The organism is Acetivibrio mesophilus (assembly GCF_004102745.1).
GTDB lineage: Bacteria > Bacillota > Clostridia > Acetivibrionales > Acetivibrionaceae > Hungateiclostridium > Hungateiclostridium mesophilum.
On record NZ_RLII01000026.1, the window covers coordinates 1 to 22,826 of the forward strand.

A 22,826-nucleotide genomic window follows, 5' to 3' on the forward strand; every position below is an offset into this window, starting at 1 on the left:
TATTGAAAATAATCTTATCATAATCTTGTGGGTGTGCTTTTCTAAGCATATTAGCAGGAGAAAGAGTGTTAAGTGGCCAAGCAAAACTGACTCTTTCTCTTTTTATATTATGATAATATACTTTTGGTATTTGGCAATAGAGCAGATGGTATTTTGATGTGTTTTTCAGCAGATTATTTTCTTGATTTATAGGTGAAAGGAATTTTAATTTGGCGTTTTAGCAATCTAACAGGGAAAAACAATTTGTCGCTCTACAGGTGGGACTCTCGGTATTGCCTTAACTATGTGGGATGTAAAGTTGGGGTAATTGTTTTTTTCTTTTTGGATTTGTTGTGCGTATTGCCTTAACTATGTGGGATGTAAAGACTGATATTCATAAGTCAATTTTGTACTTAGTTCGGGTATTGCCTTAACTATGTGGGATGTAAAGTAGAAGGGAATCTCTTCGAGTTGTTTACATAGTTCCAGTATTGCCTTAACTATGTGGGATGTAAAGAATTGAAACTTGATAGTTTGACTTTTGTATCTCCTGTATTGCCTTAACTATGTGGGATGTAAAGGAGGCAAGCTATAAATTATAAAATATATGTTAACAGGTATTGCCTTAACTATGTGGGATGTAAAGCTGTTTATCAAAAAAGGCATAGGGTGGGTAATGGGGTATTGCCTTAACTATGTGGGATGTAAAGACAAAGAACTGAATCAATACGTCTGCGTCAACATAGTATTGCCTTAACTATGTGGGATGTAAAGATCCGTATCGTCATACGGTTTCTGAGTCGGAAGAGGGTATTGCCTTAACTATGTGGGATGTAAAGTTTTCCGTATACGGTAAAAAAAATGTCTCATATTCCGTATTGCCTTAACTATGTGGGATGTAAAGAATAGCATGAGAGGCATAATAAAATTACGTATCGAGTATTGCCTTAACTATGTGGGATGTAAAGATACCGCTGGGCGCTATCGGTAAACTCATAATACATATGTATTGCCTTAACTATGTGGGATGTAAAGTCGGGGTGGCCTGAATATATTTTTATTTGCGCTCTAAGTATTGCCTTAACTATGTGGGATGTAAAGCAATTCAATACTTATTTCACTATATTGATTATACTCGTATTGCCTTAACTATGTGGGATGTAAAGCGTGGAGTTGAAGGCGAATCTATGGATAGCACAATTAGTATTGCCTTAACTATGTGGGATGTAAAGTTTTCTTGTTGCACATACTACAGCAAGAAGGGAAAGGTATTGCCTTAACTATGTGGGATGTAAAGGATGCAAACCATGATTCTTGTATGGTTCATATAAGGTATTGCCTTAACTATGTGGGATGTAAAGACGGTATTGGTTTAGTTGTAATATAGAGGATGGTATTGTATTGCCTTAACTATGTGGGATGTAAAGAGCACAATTTTAATCAAACACATCATAATTTTCTACGTATTGCCTTAACTATGTGGGATGTAAAGTAAAATAAACAATCATAATGTCGTTATTTTAGCTGAGTATTGCCTTAACTATGTGGGATGTAAAGCTTAATATTTAATTTGCGCGCAAACTCAATTTTCTTTGTATTGCCTTAACTATGTGGGATGTAAAGTTAGGTTTATAAGCCCGCAACTCCCCATTGTGTATAGTATTGCCTTAACTATGTGGGATGTAAAGTGTCGTAGGGCTTGGGAAACTTACGATTGAAACAGCGTATTGCCTTAACTATGTGGGATGTAAAGACAATATCAAATGAATTTATTGAGCAATGCGAAAAGTATTGCCTTAACTATGTGGGATGTAAAGAGGCAGATGTGATCCGAATAGATCCAAAAGATTTTGGTATTGCCTTAACTATGTGGGATGTAAAGGAATGAGCTTCCAAAAGTACAATGATATTAGCGCAGTGGTATTGCCTTAACTATGTGGGATGTAAAGGCAAAAGTTTTTTGGTAAGCAAAAAAAGGATCTAGGGTATTGCCTTAACTATGTGGGATGTAAAGGATGAATTGAAATTCCTTATGATAGACCCAAAGCAAGTATTGCCTTAACTATGTGGGATGTAAAGGAACCTAATCCGGAACCTGACCCAATTCCAGAACCGGTATTGCCTTAACTATGTGGGATGTAAAGTATAGAGGATTGGACGGATTGGAAAACCTTACGAGGTATTGCCTTAACTATGTGGGATGTAAAGTAATATTCTGACGCGACGTGCCTTTGAGCGGTTTAAGTATTGCCTTAACTATGTGGGATGTAAAGCCCTGATGATAAGATCCCGCCAATAGACGAAGCAAAGTATTGCCTTAACTATGTGGGATGTAAAGTGTTAGACTTTTCGGAGGTGAAAAACGTGTTGAACGTATTGCCTTAACTATGTGGGATGTAAAGAAAAACAAGTTGCATGGGCAAATACACTCAGGCAACAAGTATTGCCTTAACTATGTGGGATGTAAAGGTATTTATTCTACATCGGGTTTAAATTTTCGGATGGACGTATTGCCTTAACTATGTGGGATGTAAAGATCAGTAAACAGCATGACAAACACAGTCAGCTCAGCGCGTATTGCCTTAACTATGTGGGATGTAAAGTACTGAAACAAATATACTGACTTTCATGTAGTAGAGTATTGCCTTAACTATGTGGGATGTAAAGGAGCAAAGGAAAGCAGAAGCTGAAACATTAGCAAAACGTATTGCCTTAACTATGTGGGATGTAAAGCCGCACAAACCACATTCTGTTGTTCCGTTGTCTTCGTATTGCCTTAACTATGTGGGATGTAAAGTTGTGTATAGCACTGTAAATGCGGTCGCGCCCTACGTATTGCCTTAACTATGTGGGATGTAAAGTGATAAAAATAGTTTGAAACGTTTCAATCCTTATTTTCGTATTGCCTTAACTATGTGGGATGTAAAGAAAGGATCATAGACATGACCGGATTTGTTGCAAATGGTATTGCCTTAACTATGTGGGATGTAAAGGTTAGGATATCAAGCCTTACAGCAACTAGCACCATAGTATTGCCTTAACTATGTGGGATGTAAAGACTGTTACTGATTCTGTTTATTTGCATGAAATAAATGTATTGCCTTAACTATGTGGGATGTAAAGATAAAAAAGGAGTGCCCCTGAGTGGAGTGCCGTCTAGTATTGCCTTAACTATGTGGGATGTAAAGTAGTAAAGGTTATAAGCCTGTGAAGGGTTCTGTTTTGGTATTGCCTTAACTATGTGGGATGTAAAGTCGGGGTGGCCTGAATATATTTTTATTTGCGCTCTAGTATTGCCTTAACTATGTGGGATGTAAAGTTCAGGTTTTCTCCGTCTATTGTTACTTGGTTTATTCCGTATTGCCTTAACTATGTGGGATGTAAAGGTTGGCTTAGGTTCTAATACATGCATAATCGAAATGGTATTGCCTTAACTATGTGGGATGTAAAGAATAGAAGGGCAATATCTTTCGGCTATCGAGGATGAAGTATTGCCTTAACTATGTGGGATGTAAAGAAGGTAGTCTATACAGTTGATGCTGCAGAAATATATGTATTGCCTTAACTATGTGGGATGTAAAGTGGTTTCCAAAGTAATAATATACTTGGTTCTGCTAAGTATTGCCTTAACTATGTGGGATGTAAAGAAAGCAACATGGGGATTCAAAGGAGTTGTAACAGGCGTATTGCCTTAACTATGTGGGATGTAAAGTAACAATGTTAAAAACTCGCTTCAAGGCATTGCAGGGTATTGCCTTAACTATGTGGGATGTAAAGAGGTCGGGAAGAGTGCTCCGGGAGGATGATTCATAGTATTGCCTTAACTATGTGGGATGTAAAGTCCCTGTTTTCTTTTGCTTCTTCTTCCGTCACACACGTATTGCCTTAACTATGTGGGATGTAAAGTCAAGCCCGTCCCAAATATCCCACCAAGCAGGTTCATGTATTGCCTTAACTATGTGGGATGTAAAGAGTAAAGTACGACATTCTACAACATCAAAGCATTGTGTATTGCCTTAACTATGTGGGATGTAAAGTGCTACAAGCAAGAAGGGAAGAAAAAGTCAATGGTACGTATTGCCTTAACTATGTGGGATGTAAAGGAAAGAAGGGAGACTTATTGGCATATTATTGTAGAAGTATTGCCTTAACTATGTGGGATGTAAAGTCATATAATCAACTTTAATATTATAAGTATCTTCATGTATTGCCTTAACTATGTGGGATGTAAAGGAGAATTGCGAACACAAGGAACCGGCGATAATAAAAGTATTGCCTTAACTATGTGGGATGTAAAGGTTGAAACGTCCCGTCCGGATAACCTTTTACCCAGCCGTATTGCCTTAACTATGTGGGATGTAAAGCCCGGACAAATTTGTTTCAAATGACGGGTTCGGGATGTATTGCCTTAACTATGTGGGATGTAAAGAGAAAAATTAAGTTGAACACTATTCCAGTTGAAATATGTATTGCCTTAACTATGTGGGATGTAAAGGGAAGAAGCTGAACCGGATCAATGAAATGGCTGGCGTATTGCCTTAACTATGTGGGATGTAAAGCACAAATAGTTATCTCATGTCTACATTCTTTCTTTTGTATTGCCTTAACTATGTGGGATGTAAAGGTTCCTTTTGATGTAGTGAAGAATAAATTTCCTTATGGTATTGCCTTAACTATGTGGGATGTAAAGTTGCAGGAACTTACTATGTTGCCTTCGTATGGTGGGGGTATTGCCTTAACTATGTGGGATGTAAAGAGAAAGAATTAAATTTAAAAACGTTTCAATCCTTTGTCGTATTGCCTTAACTATGTGGGATGTAAAGATAAAATAGCCCAATATTTCGGTGTGTCATTAGGTGTATTGCCTTAACTATGTGGGATGTAAAGAAGTAGTCGGCAAATAGCTTGCAAACACTAACTGTAGTATTGCCTTAACTATGTGGGATGTAAAGTTGTCTCGGGCTTCTCGGCTTCATCAATCATCTTTTGTATTGCCTTAACTATGTGGGATGTAAAGATCAATAATTTTGCCGAATCTGTCAGAGTACGAATCGTATTGCCTTAACTATGTGGGATGTAAAGGCGCCAAAAGGGAAATGGCATGGGCTGTATATCGAGTATTGCCTTAACTATGTGGGATGTAAAGTTAATGCAAGATTCAAGCTATTCGAGGAGCAAATCAACGTATTGCCTTAACTATGTGGGATGTAAAGTGACGTATAAAAATCATGCAGCCTATTTTCTTCAATGTATTGCCTTAACTATGTGGGATGTAAAGTGGTATTAGCATACACTTCAGACCGCTTTGACGAGGTATTGCCTTAACTATGTGGGATGTAAAGACTGGTAATGGTAGTTTATGCCTTCTTTTTTATTTTGGTATTGCCTTAACTATGTGGGATGTAAAGACCTTCTGATAAGGTAAGGAAAAAGACAGAAAACGGTATTGCCTTAACTATGTGGGATGTAAAGGTGTGAAATTGATATTCGGGAAATACTGGAACGTATCGTATTGCCTTAACTATGTGGGATGTAAAGTTAATAAGCCTATTTAAGCAGGTAATTGATGCGGTAGTATTGCCTTAACTATGTGGGATGTAAAGTATTTCACTGAAAACAGTACGGGAACTGTAACAGGAGTATTGCCTTAACTATGTGGGATGTAAAGTCCTGTGAATCCGGAAGTCCTTCGACTTCTCCGAATGGTATTGCCTTAACTATGTGGGATGTAAAGGGGAAACATTGGACGCAAGAAGAGGTTGAATTTTTGGTATTGCCTTAACTATGTGGGATGTAAAGTTACAAAGATATGATTATTTTCCTCTGGAGTTTTATTGTATTGCCTTAACTATGTGGGATGTAAAGTTTTTGGCAGAGGACGATGTTCTTAAACTGCTACGAAGGTATTGCCTTAACTATGCGGAACATAAAGACAGACTGCCCAAAGGAATGGTAACATGGACAGCCAGAGCCTAAACAGCTTCAACTTAATATACTGCTCACAAGGTATGCTAACGCCTTCGTAGCTCCTGCTGTGAAAAAGCTAAATGTCAAATCTCTCCCTTCTCCACAAAAACAGTAAAGGTACCATCCTCATTATTCACAACATCAAGTACTTTATGCCCCTCTTCCTTGAGGCTTCTTGGCACATTCAAAATAGGTTCTCCCTCATTCATCTTAATTTCAAGAATTTGCCCTTCCATAAGTTCCTCTATGGCAATTTTTGCCTTAACAAAAGTCATGGGGCAAACAACATCAGTGATATCTACAAAACCATTTGCTTTAAAATCGCTCATATCCATCCCTCCATTTCAAGCGGTTCTTGTATCCACATAAAATGCTCAATAATCACACCGCTTCCAACAATTCAACAAGCCTATCTTCTAACAAGCCCCAACCCACTCTGTCCAATGTATTTCCAAATCTTTCACCGGGCTTTCCATTCTCTTCGAAAAACGCCAAAGTTGCTTCAATAACCTTATGCAATACTTCCTTTGAGAAAATGATAGGCAAAAGCTGCCTTCCGATTGATATTCTATTGCCAAACAATCCTCCAAAGTACACTATAAATCCACTTTTTCCTTCCCATGCACTTGTAGGGCACACCTTAACGCATTTGCCGCAATAGATGCAGTCTTTTTCATTGAAAGTCAACTCTTTTTCCTGCTTTTTTACCTGAATAACCTTTGCCGGGCAAACTGCTTGACACAATCCACAGTAAATACATTTATGCTCCACCCAGCACGGCATCATTCCACCTTTAACGCCAATATCATTTTCTTCCGCCTTCAAGCAATTATTTCTGCATCCGGTAATACCCAGCTTAAACTTATGGGGCAATTCACGGGCATAATACCTTTCATCAAATTCATTAGCAAGCTCCGTTGTATTGATGAGACCACTAGGACAAATCGTAGACCCTTGACATGCAGTAATGGTTCTAACCCTTGGCCCGCATGCCCCGGGCTTAAGCCCAGCTTTAGAAAGCTCCTCCTTAACAACATCAACATCTTGGAGCCTAATAAACGGGATTTCTATGCTTTGTCTTGAAGTCATATGGACATAGCCTGCACCATACTTCTGTGCTATTTCATTGACCTTGGCAAGTTGATCTGATTTTATTTGACCTCCAACAATTTTAACACGCAATGCAAACCGGTCCTTATCAACCTGCTTCATGAATCCGCCTTTTTTTAGCTCTTTATAATCTACATTCGCCACTATGTTTCCTCCCCCACAATAGATAATCTTTCCTCACTCACCTGTCCTGATGAAATATTAAAGCTCTTTACTACCGGTGTACTGTCTTTTAGCGATAATATCATGTAACTTGCCTTGGGATCAAATGCCAGCCTTATATCCTCTTCTGACGGGCGGGATGGTGTCGCCGGATGACTGTGAAAGTTTCCCAGAAGCTCCCAACCATTACTTCTCATATCTTTAATTGCAGCAAGTTGCTCCCGTGGGTTCATGGAAAAATGTTCAGGGCTATTATCTATATTCCTAAGTAGATATACTTTCTCAACGTATTTTACACCATTCTCTATTCTGCCTCCTAAAAGCCCACAGGCTTCATTGGGCAAAGTATTGCGAGAATGATTTAGTATTTCCTGATATTGGTCCTTTGTCATAACAATCATAACTAGACACCTCCAACACCCATCAAGATTTCAAATCACAAACTGCCTGCTCGTAGTCTACAAGCTCTTTTATTGTAGGATTTTCACCGCAAATCTGACACCTTTTATTCTTTGGCAATTTAATCTTTCTAAACTCCATCGTCAAGGCATCATAGGTTAGAAGATTCCCTGTAAGCAATTCACCAATACCAAGTATGTATTTAATAGCTTCTGTTGCTTGAATGGTTCCAATAATTCCGCCCATTACTCCCAGCACACCAGCCTGTTTGCATGTCGGGACTTTATCCGGTGGCGGAGGATTCTCAAATATACATCTATAACATGGTCCCTCTCCCGGAACGTAGGTCATGGTCTGTCCCTTAAACCTTATAATCCCCGCATGGGAAAAGGGTTTTCCCGTAAGAACGCTGGCGTCATTTATTAAAAACTTCGCAGGAAAATTATCGGTACCGTCTATAATAAAATCATAATCCCTGTCCTTAATAATATCCCTTATATTAGCCGCACTTACCCACTCCTGATAAGTAACAACATCCACATCAGGATTCATTTCATTGATGGTTTCCTTTCCCGATATAACCTTGGGCTTTCCCACATCCTTGGTCAAGTGAATAATCTGCCTTTGAAGATTTGAAAGCTCCACTGCATCAAAATCCACAAGACCTATTGTTCCAACCCCTGCAGCCGCCAGAAACATAGCAGCCGGTGCTCCAAGGCCACCCGTTCCTACAATTAGAACCTTGGACTCTAGAAGCTTTTTCTGCCCCTTCACCCCAACGTCTTTTAAAATAATATGCCTAGAATACCTCTCCATTTGCTCATTGGTAAAGCTCATAGTGCACCGCCTCCCATGAAATAAAGGAATTCCACAACATCGCCTTCCTTGACAGTCAGGGTTTCAAAATCTCCTTTGTCCAGTATTTCATCATTTATCTGCACTGTGACATAATCCGGCATTTCTACCTTTTGAATCTCCAGAAGTTCTTTTACGGTAACCGCTTTTTCAATTAATATATCCTTGCCATTCACTTTAATTGTCATTCAAAAAACCCCCATATTCTATATATAATATTCAAGTATAATTTCATGACGTTTTAACAAATCACCCACAGCTTCGACCGCACCCTCTGTATCTTCTATACTTGCATCCGGTACAAAATTGTTAAAAGGCGTCTGTCCTATATTGACCACTATGATTTCATTGGGCTGGTTCAAAAGTTTAAGTTTTTTGGCCTCGTAGTCATCCAAGTTGAATATACTGGTAATAAATATTTGGCCCGAGTCTGTAAATATTCTTGCCAGTTCTCCAATTTGCCTTATATGCTCATCCCTATCCTCATAGTCATTTGCCACATCCGATGCAAGTCCGTGCAATATGCTTGAAACCCCAAGATAATATGCTTTATATTTCATATTGAAAAGTCGCTCTTCCAATTGTCTTCCGATATCTTGGATATCTTTTTCTTTTCCTTCACTGCCTGAAGTAATCACAACAAACTTTGCCTTATGTCCATAGGCATTTTTTCTTTGCTCCGCAGAAATCAAACTTTTCTCCCACAAAAATTCTCTTTCTCTAATATGGGTCAGCAAGCTGCTATCTGTATCCGGGACCTCTTCCAAAATAATTCCGCCGCCGGATATCTCATAGTTGTCTACAATTACAAATCTTCCGGTCTGCTCAACGTCAGAAATGACATCATAGGCAATAGGTTTTGCAGTTTCAAAAATACACTCTGCCACATCATGCCTTTCCACCTGATCCTTAAAGGTATCAATGTTTAGCTCCGCAGCATCAATAATATTTAATATCTCAATCAGCTTTACTGCAATTTTCATAGTACCGATTTTTAATTTATAGTTTTTGTTTTTTATTAAAGGAGCCTTGCCCACCCAGAATATATTAGCCCTAAAGCGTGAGCTCACTGACGCAGGCTTTTCGCTTGCTTTTACCATCAGCTCTCCGGGTTTTATGTAAATCTGCGTAGTCAATGTCACTCCTATTGCTTCATCTGCATAGGCTGTATTCCTAGGCTTTACATTGAATCCCTCAATGCTGTTTATCACCGACCTCTTGTTTGAGGGAAGAAAGACAACCTCATCCCCCACGTTTATTGCTCCGCTTATGATTGTACCTGCTACAATTCATCGGTCATCCCCTTCTTCAGTAAACTTATAAATGTCCTGTACAGGCATACGGAATGGGAGCTGGCGATTCTCCTTTTTATTCACAAACCCATCCAACTGTTCTAAAACTGTGGGGCCTTCATACCACAAGGTATTTGGGGATTTTTGGGCAATATTATCTCCGTTAAAGGCACTGATGGGGATAAAATTAATCGGCTTTATGTTAACCTTTTGCAAAAATTCCCCAAACTCCGAGATAATGGATTCATAAACTTCCTTGCTAAAGTCCACCAAATCCATCTTATTCACCAAAACAACCACTTGTTTAATTCCCAGCATGGAAACAATATGACCGTGGCGTTTTGAATTCTCCTTTATGCCTTCCTTTGCATCTATTACTAAGAGGGCTGCTTCCGCCCGGGATGCTCCCGTAACCATGTTCTTTAAAAACTCAATATGCCCGGGTGCATCAATAATAATGTAATCTCTTTTACTTGTCTTAAAAAAGCATCTTGCAGTATCGATTGTAATACCCTGTGCCTGTTCATCCTTTAATGCATCCAACAAAAACGCATACTCAAAGGGTCTGGAGTTCTTTCTGCAATACTCCTTAACCGAATCGAGCTTTCCTTCCGGAAGAGAGCCGGTATCTGCAAGCAGCCTTCCTATGACGGTACTTTTTCCATGATCCACATGTCCGACGATTACAATGTTCATTTGTTCTCTTGTATCCATATCACATGTACCCCCCTCTCCTTAAGGTCTCAAGCCCACCGCCATCATCCTTGTCCTGTGCTCGTCCCGATCTTTCTGCTATGTTTGCAAACTTACCGCTTTTTAATTCTTCAATAATTTCACTAACATTCTTTGCTGTTGACTCCACAGGAAAAGTACATGGATAGCATCCTAGGGATCTATAACGTTTTCCGTCACCCTGGTCAAAATACAGGGATGTAATTGGTATATTTTCCCTTTCTATGTATTCCCAGATATTCAGCTCCGTCCAATCCAGCAGTGGATGTATTCTGATATGGGTTCCCGGCGCAAAGTCGGTCTTAAACTGATTCCAAAACTCAGGAGGCTGATCTTCTACAGCCCAGTCATTTTCCTTATCCCTCGGGGAAAAATATCTTTCCTTTGATCGGCTCCCCTCTTCATCGGCCCTTACTCCTACGATAACCCCTGTATATTTTTCTCTATTGGAATCGACAACATATTTTCCGGTCTTATGATCCATAACATAACGGTTCCATTCACCGGAAAGGGTATTTTTCAAAGCTTCAGATTTTAGCATTTGGCAGCATGTTAAGCGATCCGCATTTCCGTCGGGAAAAGTTTTCTTCTGTGCCAGGGCCTCGCTATTTTCTCCATATATCATGGTTAGCTTCCATTTTATTGCAAGTTCATCCCTATACTTTATCATCTCGGGTATCTTATAATGGGTGTCTATGTGTACCAAAGGTATAGGTACATGTCCAAAGAAAGCTTTTCTTGCCAGCCAAAGAAGTACCGTACTGTCCTTTCCTATGGACCACAACATACAGATATTTTTAAACTCTCTATACGCTTCTCTTAATATATAAATGCTCTGTGCTTCCAATTTATCCAAGTGATTCATACCGTTCCCCCCACTCTTACGTGCAAGCCGCATTCTTTTTTGTCAGGGTCTTCCCACCACCATCTGCCGCTGCGAACATCTTCCCCGGGCTTTACTGCCCTGGTGCACGGCTGGCATCCAATGCTTCGAAACCCGTTGTTATACAAGTAATTGTACGGAATGTTATGCTTTTTGATGTATTCCCACACTCTATCTTCAGACCAAAAAGCAATGGGGTTTATTTTATAAATAGAATGACTACTATCCCATTCAAAAATATTCAATTCCTGTCGGGTTAATGACTGTTCTCTCCTTAAACCGCAAATCCATGCATCCACTGTGCCCAAGACTCTTTTTAATGGATTTACCTTTCTTATTTCGCAGCACTTTTTTCTAAGTTCAACGCTTTCATAAAAGAAATTGGGACCATGTTCTGCGACAGCTTGCTCCAATTCTTTACTTTCCGGAGCATAAACTTCATAATGAAATTTATACCTTTGCATGGTTTCGTCCATAAGATCATAGGTTTTTTGAAAATGTCTTCCTGTATCAAGAAAGAACACCCTCGCTCTGGGATTAATTTTAATCAACATATCCGTCAGAACTTGATCTTCAATAGAAAGACTTGAAGCCAATGCGACCCTTGAAATACCTATATGTTCCACAACAAACTTAATGATATCTTCAGGACTTTTGTCCAAATATTCCTTATTTAATTTTTCCAAATCTAACTGTATCATCACTTCTTCCCCTTTACATACATTTGTATTAAATTACATAATCCTCGGGAATAAAAACCTTGAAATCCCTAGGTCTCACGTAAACAGTTTGCTTTTCCTTCAACTCAAGCTTCCTATAAGTTTCCTTGCTAATCTCAGCTTCAATATATTCTCCATTATCCAATCTCACCAATTCAATCTTAACAACAGGTCCTACCGCCCTTATAAAAGTAATTTGAGAACCGATGAATTCCTTTCCCTCCGGTTCAAGCTTAATCTCAATATCATGGGGACGGGTATAACTGACTATATCTCTACCTTGGTCATTATTATCCGGGCTAGATTTAAATGATCCCAACTCAACTTTTCCGTTATGCACTCTTCCGTGAAACAAGTTTACATTGCCCAGAAAATTATATACAAAAGGATTAGCCGGGTTGTCATATACCTCCTCCGGTGTACCTATTTGTTCAATTTTGCCTTGGTTGAGGATTACAACCCTATCGGCCACATCCAGCGCCTCTTCCTGGTCATGGGTCACAAAAACACTTGTGATAGGATATTCGTCATGGAGTTTCCTAAGCCATCGGCGTAAATCCTTTCTAACCTTGGCATCCAATGCTCCAAAAGGTTCATCCAACAACAAAACCTTGGGTTCTACGGCCAATGCTCTCGCCAGGGCAATTCGCTGACGCTGCCCTCCAGACAGCTGCGCAGGATAGCGGTTTGCCAGTTCTTCCATCTTTACGAGCCCCAATAGCTCATGTACCTTCTTTTTAATAGCTTCCTTGCCAGGTCTTAATTTTGAAGGCCTAACCCTTAAACCGAAAGCAATATTTTCAAAGACCGTCATGTGTTTAAACAAAGCATAATGTTGAAACACAAACCCTACTTTTCTGTCCTGAGTACTCTTGCCGGTATTATCCTCTCCGTCAAAAATGATGCTGCCTTGATCCGCTGTTTCCAGACCGGCAATAATTCTTAATAGTGTTGTTTTGCCCGAACCGGACGGGCCCAGCAAGGCAACCAATTCCCCGGTCTGAATGTGCAGGTTTATATCGTTTAGCGCTTTAAATGAATCAAATGTCTTTGAAATGTTAGATATCTCTATACTCATAACCAATCCCCCCAAAATTCCTCACAATGTGTAAAGTCGTTATATTTTGCTTTGCTGCTTTATCTTCCAATGGGCTACGTTCTTTACAATCAAATTAATTAGTGCAATAAGGGTTAATAATGATGCCACTGCGAATGCCGCAGAAAATTTGTACTCGTTGTATAGTATTTCAACATGAAGAGGAACTGTATTGGTAAGACCTCTAATATGTCCCGATACAACAGAAACTGCCCCAAACTCTCCGGCTGATCTTGCAGCTGTGAGCATAATGCCGTATAACAGTGCCCACTTTATATTGGGAAGTGTAACGAGCCAAAAGGTTTTCCAGCCGCTTGCCCCCAAGGTCAACGCTGCCTCTTCTTCTGTGGTCCCCTGAGCTTCCATTAGTGGTATTATCTCCCTTGCAACAAAGGGAAGGGTAACAAACAGCGTTGCCAGAATAATCCCCGGCGGTGCAAAGATAATCTTTAATCCCCAAGCATTAAGTAACGGGGCCAAAAGTCCATGACTGGTACTAAAGAGCAAAACGAATATTAGTCCTGCCACGACAGGTGATATGGAAAAAGGCAAATCAATAAAAGTAATCAATACATTCTTACCCTTAAACTTGAATTTTGCTATCGCCCAAGCAGCTGTAAGGCCAAATACAGTGTTAATCGGAACTGTGATTGCTATGGTTATGAGGGTCAGCTTTATGGCTTTCCATGCTATAGGGTCGGTAATTGAAGCAAAATATAAATTCGCTCCTTGTTCAAATGCCTTTGCAAATACCGAAATAAGTGGAACTATGAGCATTAATATAAAAAACAATATTGCAATCGCCGTTAGAATCACTGGAACAATCTTCGAGCCTTTTACCGCTCTCCTTTCCGCGGGCGTTGTTTTTGCGGTTTTTATTTGAATCGGGATGCTTCCTGCCATCTTAATCACTCCTAACTTGCCATATGTCGTTTGTTAGTTGCAGACTAACACTTCTTCAACTCATTAATTTCCATACCTAACTTACCTTATGTCTATTACTTGCCCACCACTGAAATATATTAATTAACAGCAGCAGAATGAAGGAAATAATCAACATAACTGCGGCTACCGCTGTGCCGCCTGCATAATCGTATTGTTCCAGCTTTGTTCTTATCAACAACGGCGTTATTTCCGTTTTCATAGGCATATTTCCCGATATGAAAACCACTGAGCCATATTCACCCAAAGCCCTTGAAAATGCCAATGCAAAACCCGTTATTAATGCTGGAAGCAATTCCGGCAAAATGACTCTATAGAAAGTTTGAAACCTAGTAGCTCCAAGACATGCTGCTGCTTCCTCAACCTCAAGGTCAATGCTTTCCAGCACCGGTTGGACAGTCCTTACTACAAAGGGGAAACCTATAAAAACCAATGCAACAACTATACCAATAGGAGTATATGATACTTTAATGCCCAACGGTGCCAAAAGCTTTCCTATCCAACCATTTTGGGAATAAAGCGTAGTTAGTGAAATGCCTGCAACAGCTGTAGGCAGAGCAAAAGGCAAGTCAATCAAGCCATCTATTAGTTTTTTACCCCAAAAGGTGTACCTTTCCAAAACCCATGCAAGAAGAAGTCCAAAAATAACGTTTATTACTGCGGCCAAAAAAGAAGTACTAAAAGATATTTTCAACGAAGCCAACACTCTTTCTGAAGAAGCAATTTCCCAGAATTCCGCTGGCCCTATTTTGGCACTGTTTAAAAAGACCATTGACACAGGAATCAAAACCAGTAAGGTCAGATACGTAAGGGAAAACCCCATTGTAATACCAAAACCCGGTATGACACTTTTTTGTTTTATTTTAAATGGCTTGATTAGAAGATTCATGACTTCACCCCTAAGATTCAAAGATTATTATTTTTCATATATTTGATCAAAAACACCGCCATCATCGAAATGCTCTTTTTGTGCCTTATCCCACCCGCCAAAGACTTCATCAATGGTGAAAAGTTCAATCTCGGGGAATTGTGAAGTGTATTTTTTTATAACTTCCTCACTTCTAGGTCTGTAATAATTCTTTGCAGCTATTTCCTGCCCTTCGTCACTGTACAGATATTCAAGGTACGCTTCTGCCACTTCCCGGGTTCCTTTCTTGTCAACCACTGAATCAACTACAGTCACTGGAGGCTCAGCTAATATACTTACCGATGGTACAACAATCTCGAACTTATCTTTGCCCAGTTCGTTCAAAGAAAGGAATGCTTCATTTTCCCAAGCTATAAGTACATCACCCAATCCCCGTTCTACAAAGGTCGTAGTAGACCCCCTAGCTCCGGAATCAAGAACGGGTACATTGGCAAATATCGCTTTAACAAATTCTTTAGCTTTCTCTGCATCATTTCCGTTCTTTCTTAGGGCATATCCCCATGCCGCAAGATAATTCCAGCGTGCGCCTCCTGAAGTTTTGGGGTTTGGAGTAATAACTTCCACTCCCGGCTTTGCGAGATCATCCCAGTCCTTAATATTTTTTGGATTGCCTTTTCTTACCAAGAATACAATAGTTGATGTGTATGGAGTCGAATTGTGAGGCAAACGTTTCTGCCAATCCTTACTCAAAATCTCTTTATTCTTGTTTATAGAATCAATGTCATACGCCAAGGCCAGTGTCACAACATCAGCCTCATTACCGTCAATTACTGTTCTTGCCTGGCTGCCCGAGCCTCCATGGGACTGCTGGACGGTAACATCCTGACCGGTTTTTTCTTTCCAGTGTTTTACGAACGCTTCATTGTATTCCTGATAAAGCTCACGGGTGGGGTCATAAGATACATTAAGAAGTGTAACAGACTTTGCTTCTCCCGAATCTCCTCTATTTTTGCTGGTTTCTTTTGCGCATCCTGTAAAGGAAACAAAGTTAGCTATAATTATCAGACTTGCTATACTTATCTTCAGAATATTTTTTGCTTTCTTATTTCTCTCCATAATCATCTCTCCTCACAAAGATATTAAATATAAGTATTCATACCAGTTTAGTGTGCTTTAAGTTAAAATTTAAAGGGTTATCCCCTTTAAACTATATCACACTATTCATATATGAATTATTGTGTTTATTTTACTACCATTTTTATCTACTGTCAATAGATTAGTAAAAAATTTTATTAATCCTATATATATACTTTGGTTTCGTTAACGAGGATGATCTTAGGTAAAAAATAAACTTATCTTTTCCAAAGTCTCATCAATATCTTTGTCTGTATGGGAGTTGGAAATAAACATCGCCTCAAACTGCGAAGGAGCAATATAAATTCCATTATTCAATAGATAATTAAAATACTCTCCAAACTTCTGGGTATCGCTTTTCATTGCGCTGTCATAATCAGTCACTCCCTCTTCGAGCATAAACACACAAACCAAAGAGCCAACTGCTTTTACAGTGTTGTTGGTGATTTTGTTAAGACCCTCACTTAATTTTTGACCAAGTCTGTTGATATTGTCAAAAATCTCAGGATTATCAGCCAGCTCCCTCAATGTAGCAATCCCTGCCGACATGGCAATGGGATTTCCCGATAATGTTCCTGCTTGATAAACATCCCCCACCGGTGCCACACATTCCATAATCTCGCGTCTTCCTCCATAGGCACCCACGGGCATTCCTCCTCCGATGATTTTCCCGTAGGTCACAAGGTCCGCATTAATGCCAAAATACTGCTGTGCACCTCCAATAGCCAGCCTAAATCCGGTAATTACCTCATCAAAGATTAGCAGGGCTCCCTCTTCATCACAGAGCTTGCGCAGTTTTCCCAAAAAATTGTCTTCCGGCGGGACAACTCCCATATTGGCTGCCACAGGCTCAACAATAACAGCTGCTATACTGCCCTTGTTTTGCTCAAATAAAATCCTTACGCTGTCAATATCGTTATATCGCGCTATTAATGTGTCCTTCGCAGCACCTTCCGTGACTCCCCCGCTATTGGGGATTCCATTTGTCAGCGCCCCCGAACCTGCTTTGACCAGCATGTTGTCTGCGTGTCCGTGATAGCAACCTGCAAACTTTATAATTTTTTCCCTTTTGGTATAGCCCCTTGCAACACGAAGGGCACTCATTACTGCTTCGGTACCGCTGTTTACCATTCTGACCATCTCAATTGACGGCACAAGCTCTAAAATAAGCTCCGCCATTTGAACTTCCAATTCCGTTGCAGCTCCAAAGCTTAACCCATCCACCATGGTTTTTGATATGGCTTCAAGTACTTTTGGGTGGGAATGGCCTAGAATCATCGGCCCCCACGAACCCACATAATCAATGTATTCATTGCCGTCAACATCGTAAATTCTTGCACCCTTCGCTTTTTTAATAAAAGGCGGGCAGCCTCCTACAGCATTAAAGGCTCTGACAGGACTGTTTACTCCGCCGGGAATTACTTTTTTTGCTCTTTCAAATAAAAGCTTTGATTTTGATACGGTCATTATCCAATGTCCCCCTTGTTGATTGACTCTGCTATCTCTTTTGCATAGTATGAAATCAAAATATCTGCCCCCGCCCTAAAGATGGATACCGCTGTTTCACACATCACTCCGTATTCATCTATCAGATTCATTTTCGCGGCTGCTTTTATCATAGCATACTCCCCGCTGACACTGTACGCTGCCGTGGGCAGGTTGGACTGTTTTGAAACTTCGCTGATAATATCCAAGTAGGACAATGCCGGCTTTACCATTAGAATATCAGCGCCCTCATTCATATCCAACAAGGCCTCTTTGATGGCCTCTTGCTTGTTATGGTAATCCATTTGATATGATTTCCGGTCGCCAAAGGATGGAGCCGACTTTGCAGCTTCACGAAAGGGCCCGTAAAAAGATGACGAATATTTTACGGCATAGGACATGATGAGCGTATTTATGAATTTGTGTTTATCCAGCGCCTGCCGAATTGCCGCCACTCTGCCGTCCATCATATCCGACGGCGCCACCATGTCTGCCCCGGCCGCTGCATGGGACAGGGCAATTTGGGTAAGGTACTCCAGGGTCTTGTCATTGTCAACATACCCATGGTCCAGTATGCCGCAATGACCGTGGGAGGTATATTCACACATGCAAACATCAGTTATGATAAATACTTCATCCCTGTACCGCTCCTTAATCATCCGGACTGCTTTTTGTATCACTCCGTTTTCATCAAAGCTTTGGCTGCCAATCTCATCCTTTTCTGTCGGCAATCCAAAAAGCAAAAACTTGTTCACTCCATGTTTCAACGTATCATCCACCGCTTCAAAAACCGTGTCCGGACTGTAATAAAAATGACCTTCAAGAGAATCTATAGGTGACTTTATATTTTCGCCTTCCATGATAAAAATGGGCAGTATGAGGGACTTGGAACTTACCCTCACTTCCCTTGTCATATCCCTTATATGTTGGTTAAATCGCAACCTGCGCGGTCTTTGCAGCATGATACACCTCCATTAGCTCAATCTTTGTAATTATAGGTCGGTGCAAGAAAAATGCTCCAGAAACTTGAGTTCCGCTAGTCTAGAGCCTGTAAATACTCCTCGGGGTCGAGCAAAACTCGCTTCGCTCAGACAATGCTCTCCCTTTCCTCGTCGTATTAACAGGCTCTACGACTTGCTCCACAATGTTTCTTACGCATTTTTCTTCACCTCCGTTTAGCAGGTTTATTTAGCACAATATATTTCTACAATTTTTTCAACCATTGAAGAAACTGTTGCGATATCGGAAATAATTGTGTTCATTCCATAAGCCCTTGCAGCTTTGGCTGTCTGTTCACCAATGCATATTGCATTGATTTTTGAATAATCTATGGTATTTTCAAAGGAATCCGTAAATCCCTTTACACAGCTTTCGCTTGTAAAAGTAATATAATTGAAATTGTTTATGTCGATTGTATCATTTTTTATGTATCTAGTTGCATAAGCAGGGACATCGGTATAAGATATATTACTCTTTTCAAAAATGTCTACAAGCTCCTTCGCTCCGTTTTTTGCCCTGAAAACAATCACTTTATCTTTTGAGGTTATTTTACCGCTATCTAAAAGCTCCTGTGCCAAATGTTTGCCGTCAAATTTACTGGGAACAAAGTCAGCACGTATTCCATGCTTCAACAACTCTTCGGCAGTCTGTGAGCCTACTGCTGCAATTTTTTTATTATACAAGTGCCTGCTGTCAAGATCCGCTTCGTTCAGCTTTTTAAAAAATATTTGCACACCCAAGCTGCTTGTAAAAATTACCCAACTGTACTCTTTTATATCGATATCAAAGTCCAATGGCTCGGTATCTATGCATGAATACTCAATTACATACGCCCCAAGTCTGCTTAGCTGGCCAACCAGTTTCTCCGATGTTTTCTTAGGGCCTGTTACCAGCACATTACAGCCGTAAAGAGGCAATTTGGAAAACCAATCAAGCTTTTCCGAAAGAGCACATACCTTTCCGACTATGATTATTGCCGGAGACTTAACCTGATTTTCCGCAATAACTTTTGAAATGTCGCAAAGTTTTGAGATAAACTTTCTTTGATTTGGCCTTGTTCCGTTTTCCACCACTGCCGCATCCATATCGGGATTCATGCCGGCTTCTATCAGCCCTTCTGCTATTTTGTAAAATGACGCCACCGACATCATAAAGATAAGCGTTCCCTTTAGCTTCACCAGGGAATCATAGTCAATCTCTAGGCTTCCGCCGTCTTTTGAATGCCCGGTTATAATATGCAGTGACGAGCAAAAGTCTCTATGGGTAACAGGGATACCTGCATACGCTGCTACGGCTATTGCTGAAGTAATGCCGGGTACCACCTCAAAAGATATGTCACTTTCATATAGGAACTCAAGCTCCTCCCCTCCTCTCCCAAATACAAAGGGGTCACCGCCTTTTAGCCTGACAACATTTTTACCTTCTAATGCTTTGCTCATGAGGATTTTGTTTATTTCATGCTGGGGAACCGGATGACTCCCTGCATTCTTTCCAACATTAATTTTTTCTATATCGTCGGGAATTTTTGAGAGTATACTGTCACTTATAAGCCGATCATAAACAATGACATCTGCTCTTTTTATAACGTCAAATGCCTTAACTGTCAGAAGTTCCTCATTTCCCGGTCCTGCTCCCACCAAGTAAACCTTTCCTTTGCCCTCAGCCATTATGTATCCATCCCCTTCAGCATTTCCATCGCCAAATTATATCCCAATTCTTCCCCTTGATTTCTGTTCCCTGCTTTTGTCAATTTATATATCCTATTGCTTTTATCAACATGAAATCCTGTAAGAATTATTTTATCCTCTTGTATTACTCCAAAAGCTGCAGCTGGAGAGCTGCATCCACCGTTCAATGCCTTTATAAAGCTTCTTTCTGCCACTGATATATCCCATGAGTCCTTGTCATGAAAATTTGCCAAAAACGATACATCAAAACCCTTCCGTGCTTGTACCGCTATAATCCCCTGACATGCTGCCGGAACAATTTCATCCGTACTGAACACGCGCCAAATTCTATCTTCAAGTCCCAATCTCTTAAGTCCTGCATACGCCAAGGCTATGGCTGAATATTCCCCACTATCCAACTTTTCAAGGCGTGTTAAAACATTTCCTCTTATTGGCTGGATTGTAGAGTTTGGATAAATTTTCTCTATCTGAATTTTCCTTCTTAAGCTTGAGCAACCAATGGGCCTACTAAAGTCAATCTCATTCACCCCTTTGGGCAACACAAGTACATCCCTAGGATCTTCTCTTTTTGAAACTGCCGCAATGGGCAAGCGGTCATCTATATCCATGGGCATGTCCTTAAAGCTGTGGACAGTGATATCCACCTTTTCATCTAACAAAGCACGGTCGAGTTCTTTTACAAACAGACCTTTACCGCCAATCTTGTCAAGGGTTTTATCAAGAATTATATCCCCTGTTGTTTTCATTGTTATAAGCTCGATTTCAATATCGGGGCTGTATTTTTTTATAGAATCTATCACTATTTGCGATTGCCTGACAGCAAGCCTACTCTCACGACTGCCTACTCTAATCTTCATGATTTAATACCTTCCTTACGGTATTTGATATGTCTTTCACCATCTTATGAGATTTACCACCGCTGGTAACACCAATAACAACTTCATCTTTTGTGATGACCGCAGGAAAATAAAAATTGCATTCTTCTTTCACATCGGCCACACTCACATATGCCCCCAATTCTTTTGCCCGCTCACCTGCGTATTTGTTTACTTCTCTTTTGTCTGTAGCTGCAACAACAAGAAATTTATCGACCAAATCCTCCTCTAAAAACTCTCGCTGAATATATGTAATGAGCCCATCCTCTGCAAATTGCCGAATCTTCTTTGTTATCTTCGGCGCTACAACTGTTATATCAAATTCAAAGTTAAGGAGCGTTGATATCCTCCTTGCAGCAATGTTTCCACCGCCAATTACCAGCGCCTTTTTACCCTTTGAAGAAATAAATAACGGAAAATATTCTTTCATGTTGAAACCAGCCTTTTTCTAAATTCGTGCCATCTATAGTAATCAAAAATATACTTTCCTATAATTTCATTTACTCGGGCCAACTGCTCTGCATGATTTTTATTTACTTCATCCGCATAAATGCTGTCAACATCATATAACTCTACATTGTCTAAAGTTTTGATATTAGGATCAATATCCCGTGGAACTGCAAGATCAATAAACAAATTAGGATAACTCATCTTGTGAATCTCATCTATTTCTAAAGTATAGTGTGGACTTAGAGTAGCACTAATTACAACATCACAATCTTGGAGCTTTTTATATCGCTGGCCGTACTCTATGGTTTTTGCCCCTACAGGTATTATATTGCTGCCATGGTGATAGCGCCTTAAGGTTATAGTGGTGTCATACCCGTTTTCTATCAATATTGACGACATAAGCCTGCCAATTTCGCCATTTCCAATTACCAGAATTTTTTGAATATTATCCTTGCTTTTAATAATCTTTAAAGCACTATAGGCTATAGAACTCTCTGTACTACTGAGCTTTAATATGGATTTTACTTTTTTGGCAGAGGTTATGGCTATCCTGAACATTACTTCAAGGGCGCTGTCACTGGCATTCATTTCTCTTGCCAATTCAATGGCGTTTTTAACCTGGGTAATGATTTGGTCCTCTCCCCATATTTGAGACTTCACTCCACAGGCAAGCTCACATAAATGCCTGATAACCTCATCCCCTGTTCTTAACGTATGTAAATCACTATACTCTTCATAATCGAAATTAACAGCATCGCATAATAGCTCAAAGGGATTTATATAAAAGCCATCCTCACACGAAAGATATAGTTCTGTCCTGTTACAAGTTGAAATAATCACCGCGCCAAAAATATTTTCATTTTTTAATAACTCATTATATATAACTTGTAAAGTGGATTTTGTAAATGAAAAGTTTTCTCTAATATCAATTGACGCCAAGGTATAATCAATCCCAGCCATGATTACGTTCAAAATCCACACCCCACATTCTCTCTTTACTGGAAATACTACATCATTATATCATTGTTCCTATATGTTTACTTGGATTTTGTATGTAAATTATATTATTAATTAGAAACCCCTGTCAACAGGTTTAATAAATATATAAATACTCAAGTCAATAATTGCACAATTTCCTATGTTAATACGAAAGCTTATTTACTATTTAAGGCATAAGAAAATGCTATAAAC

The 22,826-nt window shown here is 39.8% G+C and carries 17 protein-coding genes, 1 pseudogene and 1 CRISPR repeat array; all 18 genes and pseudogenes read right to left on the minus strand.

All coding sequences use genetic code 11. The features are described from left to right. The first annotated feature begins 269 nt into the window (after positions 1-269). Positions 270-5,911: direct repeats of the CRISPR family, unit length 29 nt; unit sequence GTATTGCCTTAACTATGTGGGATGTAAAG. A 118-nt stretch (positions 5,912-6,029) separates the two neighbouring features. Continuing rightward, on the minus strand, positions 6,030-6,275 hold the full coding sequence (locus tag EFD62_RS14255; RefSeq protein ID WP_069195515.1) for a sulfurtransferase TusA family protein: 246 nt from the start codon (positions 6,273-6,275) through the stop codon (positions 6,030-6,032). 52 nt (positions 6,276-6,327) lie between these two features. Further along, complete coding sequence (locus tag EFD62_RS14260; RefSeq protein WP_128706333.1) at positions 6,328-7,200, minus strand: 4Fe-4S binding protein; 873 nt, start codon at positions 7,198-7,200, stop codon at positions 6,328-6,330. Then, positions 7,200-7,619 (minus strand): M67 family metallopeptidase, encoded by a 420-nt coding sequence (locus EFD62_RS14265; protein WP_128706334.1) that lies wholly within the window; start codon positions 7,617-7,619, stop codon positions 7,200-7,202. Before EFD62_RS14265 ends, EFD62_RS14260 begins: the two co-directional genes overlap by 1 nt. Positions 7,620-7,641: 22 nt before the next feature. Beyond that, positions 7,642-8,454 (minus strand): HesA/MoeB/ThiF family protein, encoded by an 813-nt coding sequence (locus EFD62_RS14270; RefSeq protein WP_128706335.1) that lies wholly within the window; start codon positions 8,452-8,454, stop codon positions 7,642-7,644. Continuing rightward, complete coding sequence (gene thiS / locus EFD62_RS14275) at positions 8,451-8,660, minus strand: sulfur carrier protein ThiS (RefSeq protein WP_069195511.1); 210 nt, start codon at positions 8,658-8,660, stop codon at positions 8,451-8,453. Before thiS ends, EFD62_RS14270 begins: the two co-directional genes overlap by 4 nt. Positions 8,661-8,678: 18 nt before the next feature. Then, a pseudogene (locus EFD62_RS14280) lies at positions 8,679-10,478 on the minus strand (GTP-binding protein). Position 10,479: 1 nt separating this feature from the next. After that, positions 10,480-11,361, minus strand: a complete 882-nt coding sequence (gene cysD, locus EFD62_RS14285; protein WP_069195509.1) for a sulfate adenylyltransferase subunit CysD — start codon at positions 11,359-11,361, stop codon at positions 10,480-10,482. Beyond that, positions 11,358-12,080, minus strand: a complete 723-nt coding sequence (locus tag EFD62_RS14290) for a phosphoadenylyl-sulfate reductase (RefSeq protein WP_128706336.1) — start codon at positions 12,078-12,080, stop codon at positions 11,358-11,360. The genes cysD and EFD62_RS14290 overlap by 4 nt, the downstream gene beginning before the upstream one ends. A 28-nt stretch (positions 12,081-12,108) precedes the next feature. Further along, on the minus strand, positions 12,109-13,176 hold the full coding sequence (locus EFD62_RS14295; RefSeq protein WP_069195507.1) for a sulfate/molybdate ABC transporter ATP-binding protein: 1,068 nt from the start codon (positions 13,174-13,176) through the stop codon (positions 12,109-12,111). Between the two features lie 39 nt (positions 13,177-13,215). Then, positions 13,216-14,097 carry a sulfate ABC transporter permease subunit CysW gene (gene cysW, locus EFD62_RS14300; protein ID WP_069195506.1) on the minus strand — a complete coding sequence of 294 codons (882 nt, stop codon included), beginning with the start codon at positions 14,095-14,097 and terminating at the stop codon, positions 13,216-13,218. Between the two features lie 76 nt (positions 14,098-14,173). Then, positions 14,174-15,025, minus strand: coding sequence for a sulfate ABC transporter permease subunit CysT (gene cysT / locus EFD62_RS14305; RefSeq protein WP_069195505.1), 852 nt, complete (start codon positions 15,023-15,025; stop codon positions 14,174-14,176). Positions 15,026-15,052: 27 nt separating this feature from the next. Then, the gene (locus EFD62_RS14310) at positions 15,053-16,120 is read right to left on the minus strand and encodes a sulfate ABC transporter substrate-binding protein (protein WP_069195504.1); all 1,068 of its coding nucleotides are present in this window, start codon (positions 16,118-16,120) and stop codon (positions 15,053-15,055) included. 219 nt (positions 16,121-16,339) lie between these two features. Then, positions 16,340-17,605 carry a glutamate-1-semialdehyde 2,1-aminomutase gene (hemL, locus tag EFD62_RS14315; protein ID WP_069195503.1) on the minus strand — a complete coding sequence of 422 codons (1,266 nt, stop codon included), beginning with the start codon at positions 17,603-17,605 and terminating at the stop codon, positions 16,340-16,342. Next, entirely contained in the window at positions 17,605-18,585 is a 981-nt protein-coding gene (gene hemB, locus EFD62_RS14320; protein WP_069195502.1) for a porphobilinogen synthase, read from the minus strand. Before hemB ends, hemL begins: the two co-directional genes overlap by 1 nt. Positions 18,586-18,807: 222 nt before the next feature. Further along, positions 18,808-20,289 (minus strand): uroporphyrinogen-III C-methyltransferase, encoded by a 1,482-nt coding sequence (gene cobA / locus EFD62_RS14325; RefSeq protein ID WP_128706337.1) that lies wholly within the window; start codon positions 20,287-20,289, stop codon positions 18,808-18,810. Then, positions 20,289-21,167: a hydroxymethylbilane synthase gene (gene hemC / locus EFD62_RS14330; RefSeq protein WP_128706338.1), complete on the minus strand. Its 879-nt coding sequence runs from the start codon at positions 21,165-21,167 to the stop codon at positions 20,289-20,291. The genes cobA and hemC overlap by 1 nt, the downstream gene beginning before the upstream one ends. Further along, entirely contained in the window at positions 21,157-21,615 is a 459-nt protein-coding gene (locus EFD62_RS14335) for a precorrin-2 dehydrogenase/sirohydrochlorin ferrochelatase family protein (RefSeq protein ID WP_128706339.1), read from the minus strand. The genes hemC and EFD62_RS14335 overlap by 11 nt, the downstream gene beginning before the upstream one ends. Beyond that, a complete protein-coding gene (gene hemA / locus EFD62_RS14340) occupies positions 21,612-22,607 on the minus strand; it encodes a glutamyl-tRNA reductase (protein WP_069195498.1) in 996 nt (331 codons plus the stop codon). The genes EFD62_RS14335 and hemA overlap by 4 nt, the downstream gene beginning before the upstream one ends. Between the last annotated feature and the right edge of the window lie 219 nt (positions 22,608-22,826).

Excerpts from the sequence above, each read along its gene's own strand:
- EFD62_RS14255 (WP_069195515.1), bottom strand. The coding sequence starts at position 6,275 with ATGAGCGATTTTAAAGCAAATGGTTTTGTAGATATCACTGATGTTGTT.
- EFD62_RS14265 (WP_128706334.1), bottom strand. The coding sequence starts at position 7,619 with ATGATTGTTATGACAAAGGACCAATATCAGGAAATACTAAATCATTCT.
- EFD62_RS14270 (WP_128706335.1), bottom strand. The coding sequence starts at position 8,454 with ATGAGCTTTACCAATGAGCAAATGGAGAGGTATTCTAGGCATATTATT.
- thiS (WP_069195511.1), bottom strand. The coding sequence starts at position 8,660 with ATGACAATTAAAGTGAATGGCAAGGATATATTAATTGAAAAAGCGGTT.
- cysD (WP_069195509.1), bottom strand. The coding sequence starts at position 11,361 with ATGAATCACTTGGATAAATTGGAAGCACAGAGCATTTATATATTAAGA.
- EFD62_RS14290 (WP_128706336.1), bottom strand. The coding sequence starts at position 12,080 with ATGATACAGTTAGATTTGGAAAAATTAAATAAGGAATATTTGGACAAA.
- EFD62_RS14295 (WP_069195507.1), bottom strand. The coding sequence starts at position 13,176 with ATGAGTATAGAGATATCTAACATTTCAAAGACATTTGATTCATTTAAA.
- cysW (WP_069195506.1), bottom strand. The coding sequence starts at position 14,097 with ATGGCAGGAAGCATCCCGATTCAAATAAAAACCGCAAAAACAACGCCC.
- cysT (WP_069195505.1), bottom strand. The coding sequence starts at position 15,025 with ATGAATCTTCTAATCAAGCCATTTAAAATAAAACAAAAAAGTGTCATA.
- EFD62_RS14310 (WP_069195504.1), bottom strand. The coding sequence starts at position 16,120 with ATGGAGAGAAATAAGAAAGCAAAAAATATTCTGAAGATAAGTATAGCA.
- hemL (WP_069195503.1), bottom strand. The coding sequence starts at position 17,605 with ATGACCGTATCAAAATCAAAGCTTTTATTTGAAAGAGCAAAAAAAGTA.
- hemB (WP_069195502.1), bottom strand. The coding sequence starts at position 18,585 with ATGCTGCAAAGACCGCGCAGGTTGCGATTTAACCAACATATAAGGGAT.
- cobA (WP_128706337.1), bottom strand. The coding sequence starts at position 20,289 with ATGGCTGAGGGCAAAGGAAAGGTTTACTTGGTGGGAGCAGGACCGGGA.
- hemC (WP_128706338.1), bottom strand. The coding sequence starts at position 21,167 with ATGAAGATTAGAGTAGGCAGTCGTGAGAGTAGGCTTGCTGTCAGGCAA.
- EFD62_RS14335 (WP_128706339.1), bottom strand. The coding sequence starts at position 21,615 with ATGAAAGAATATTTTCCGTTATTTATTTCTTCAAAGGGTAAAAAGGCG.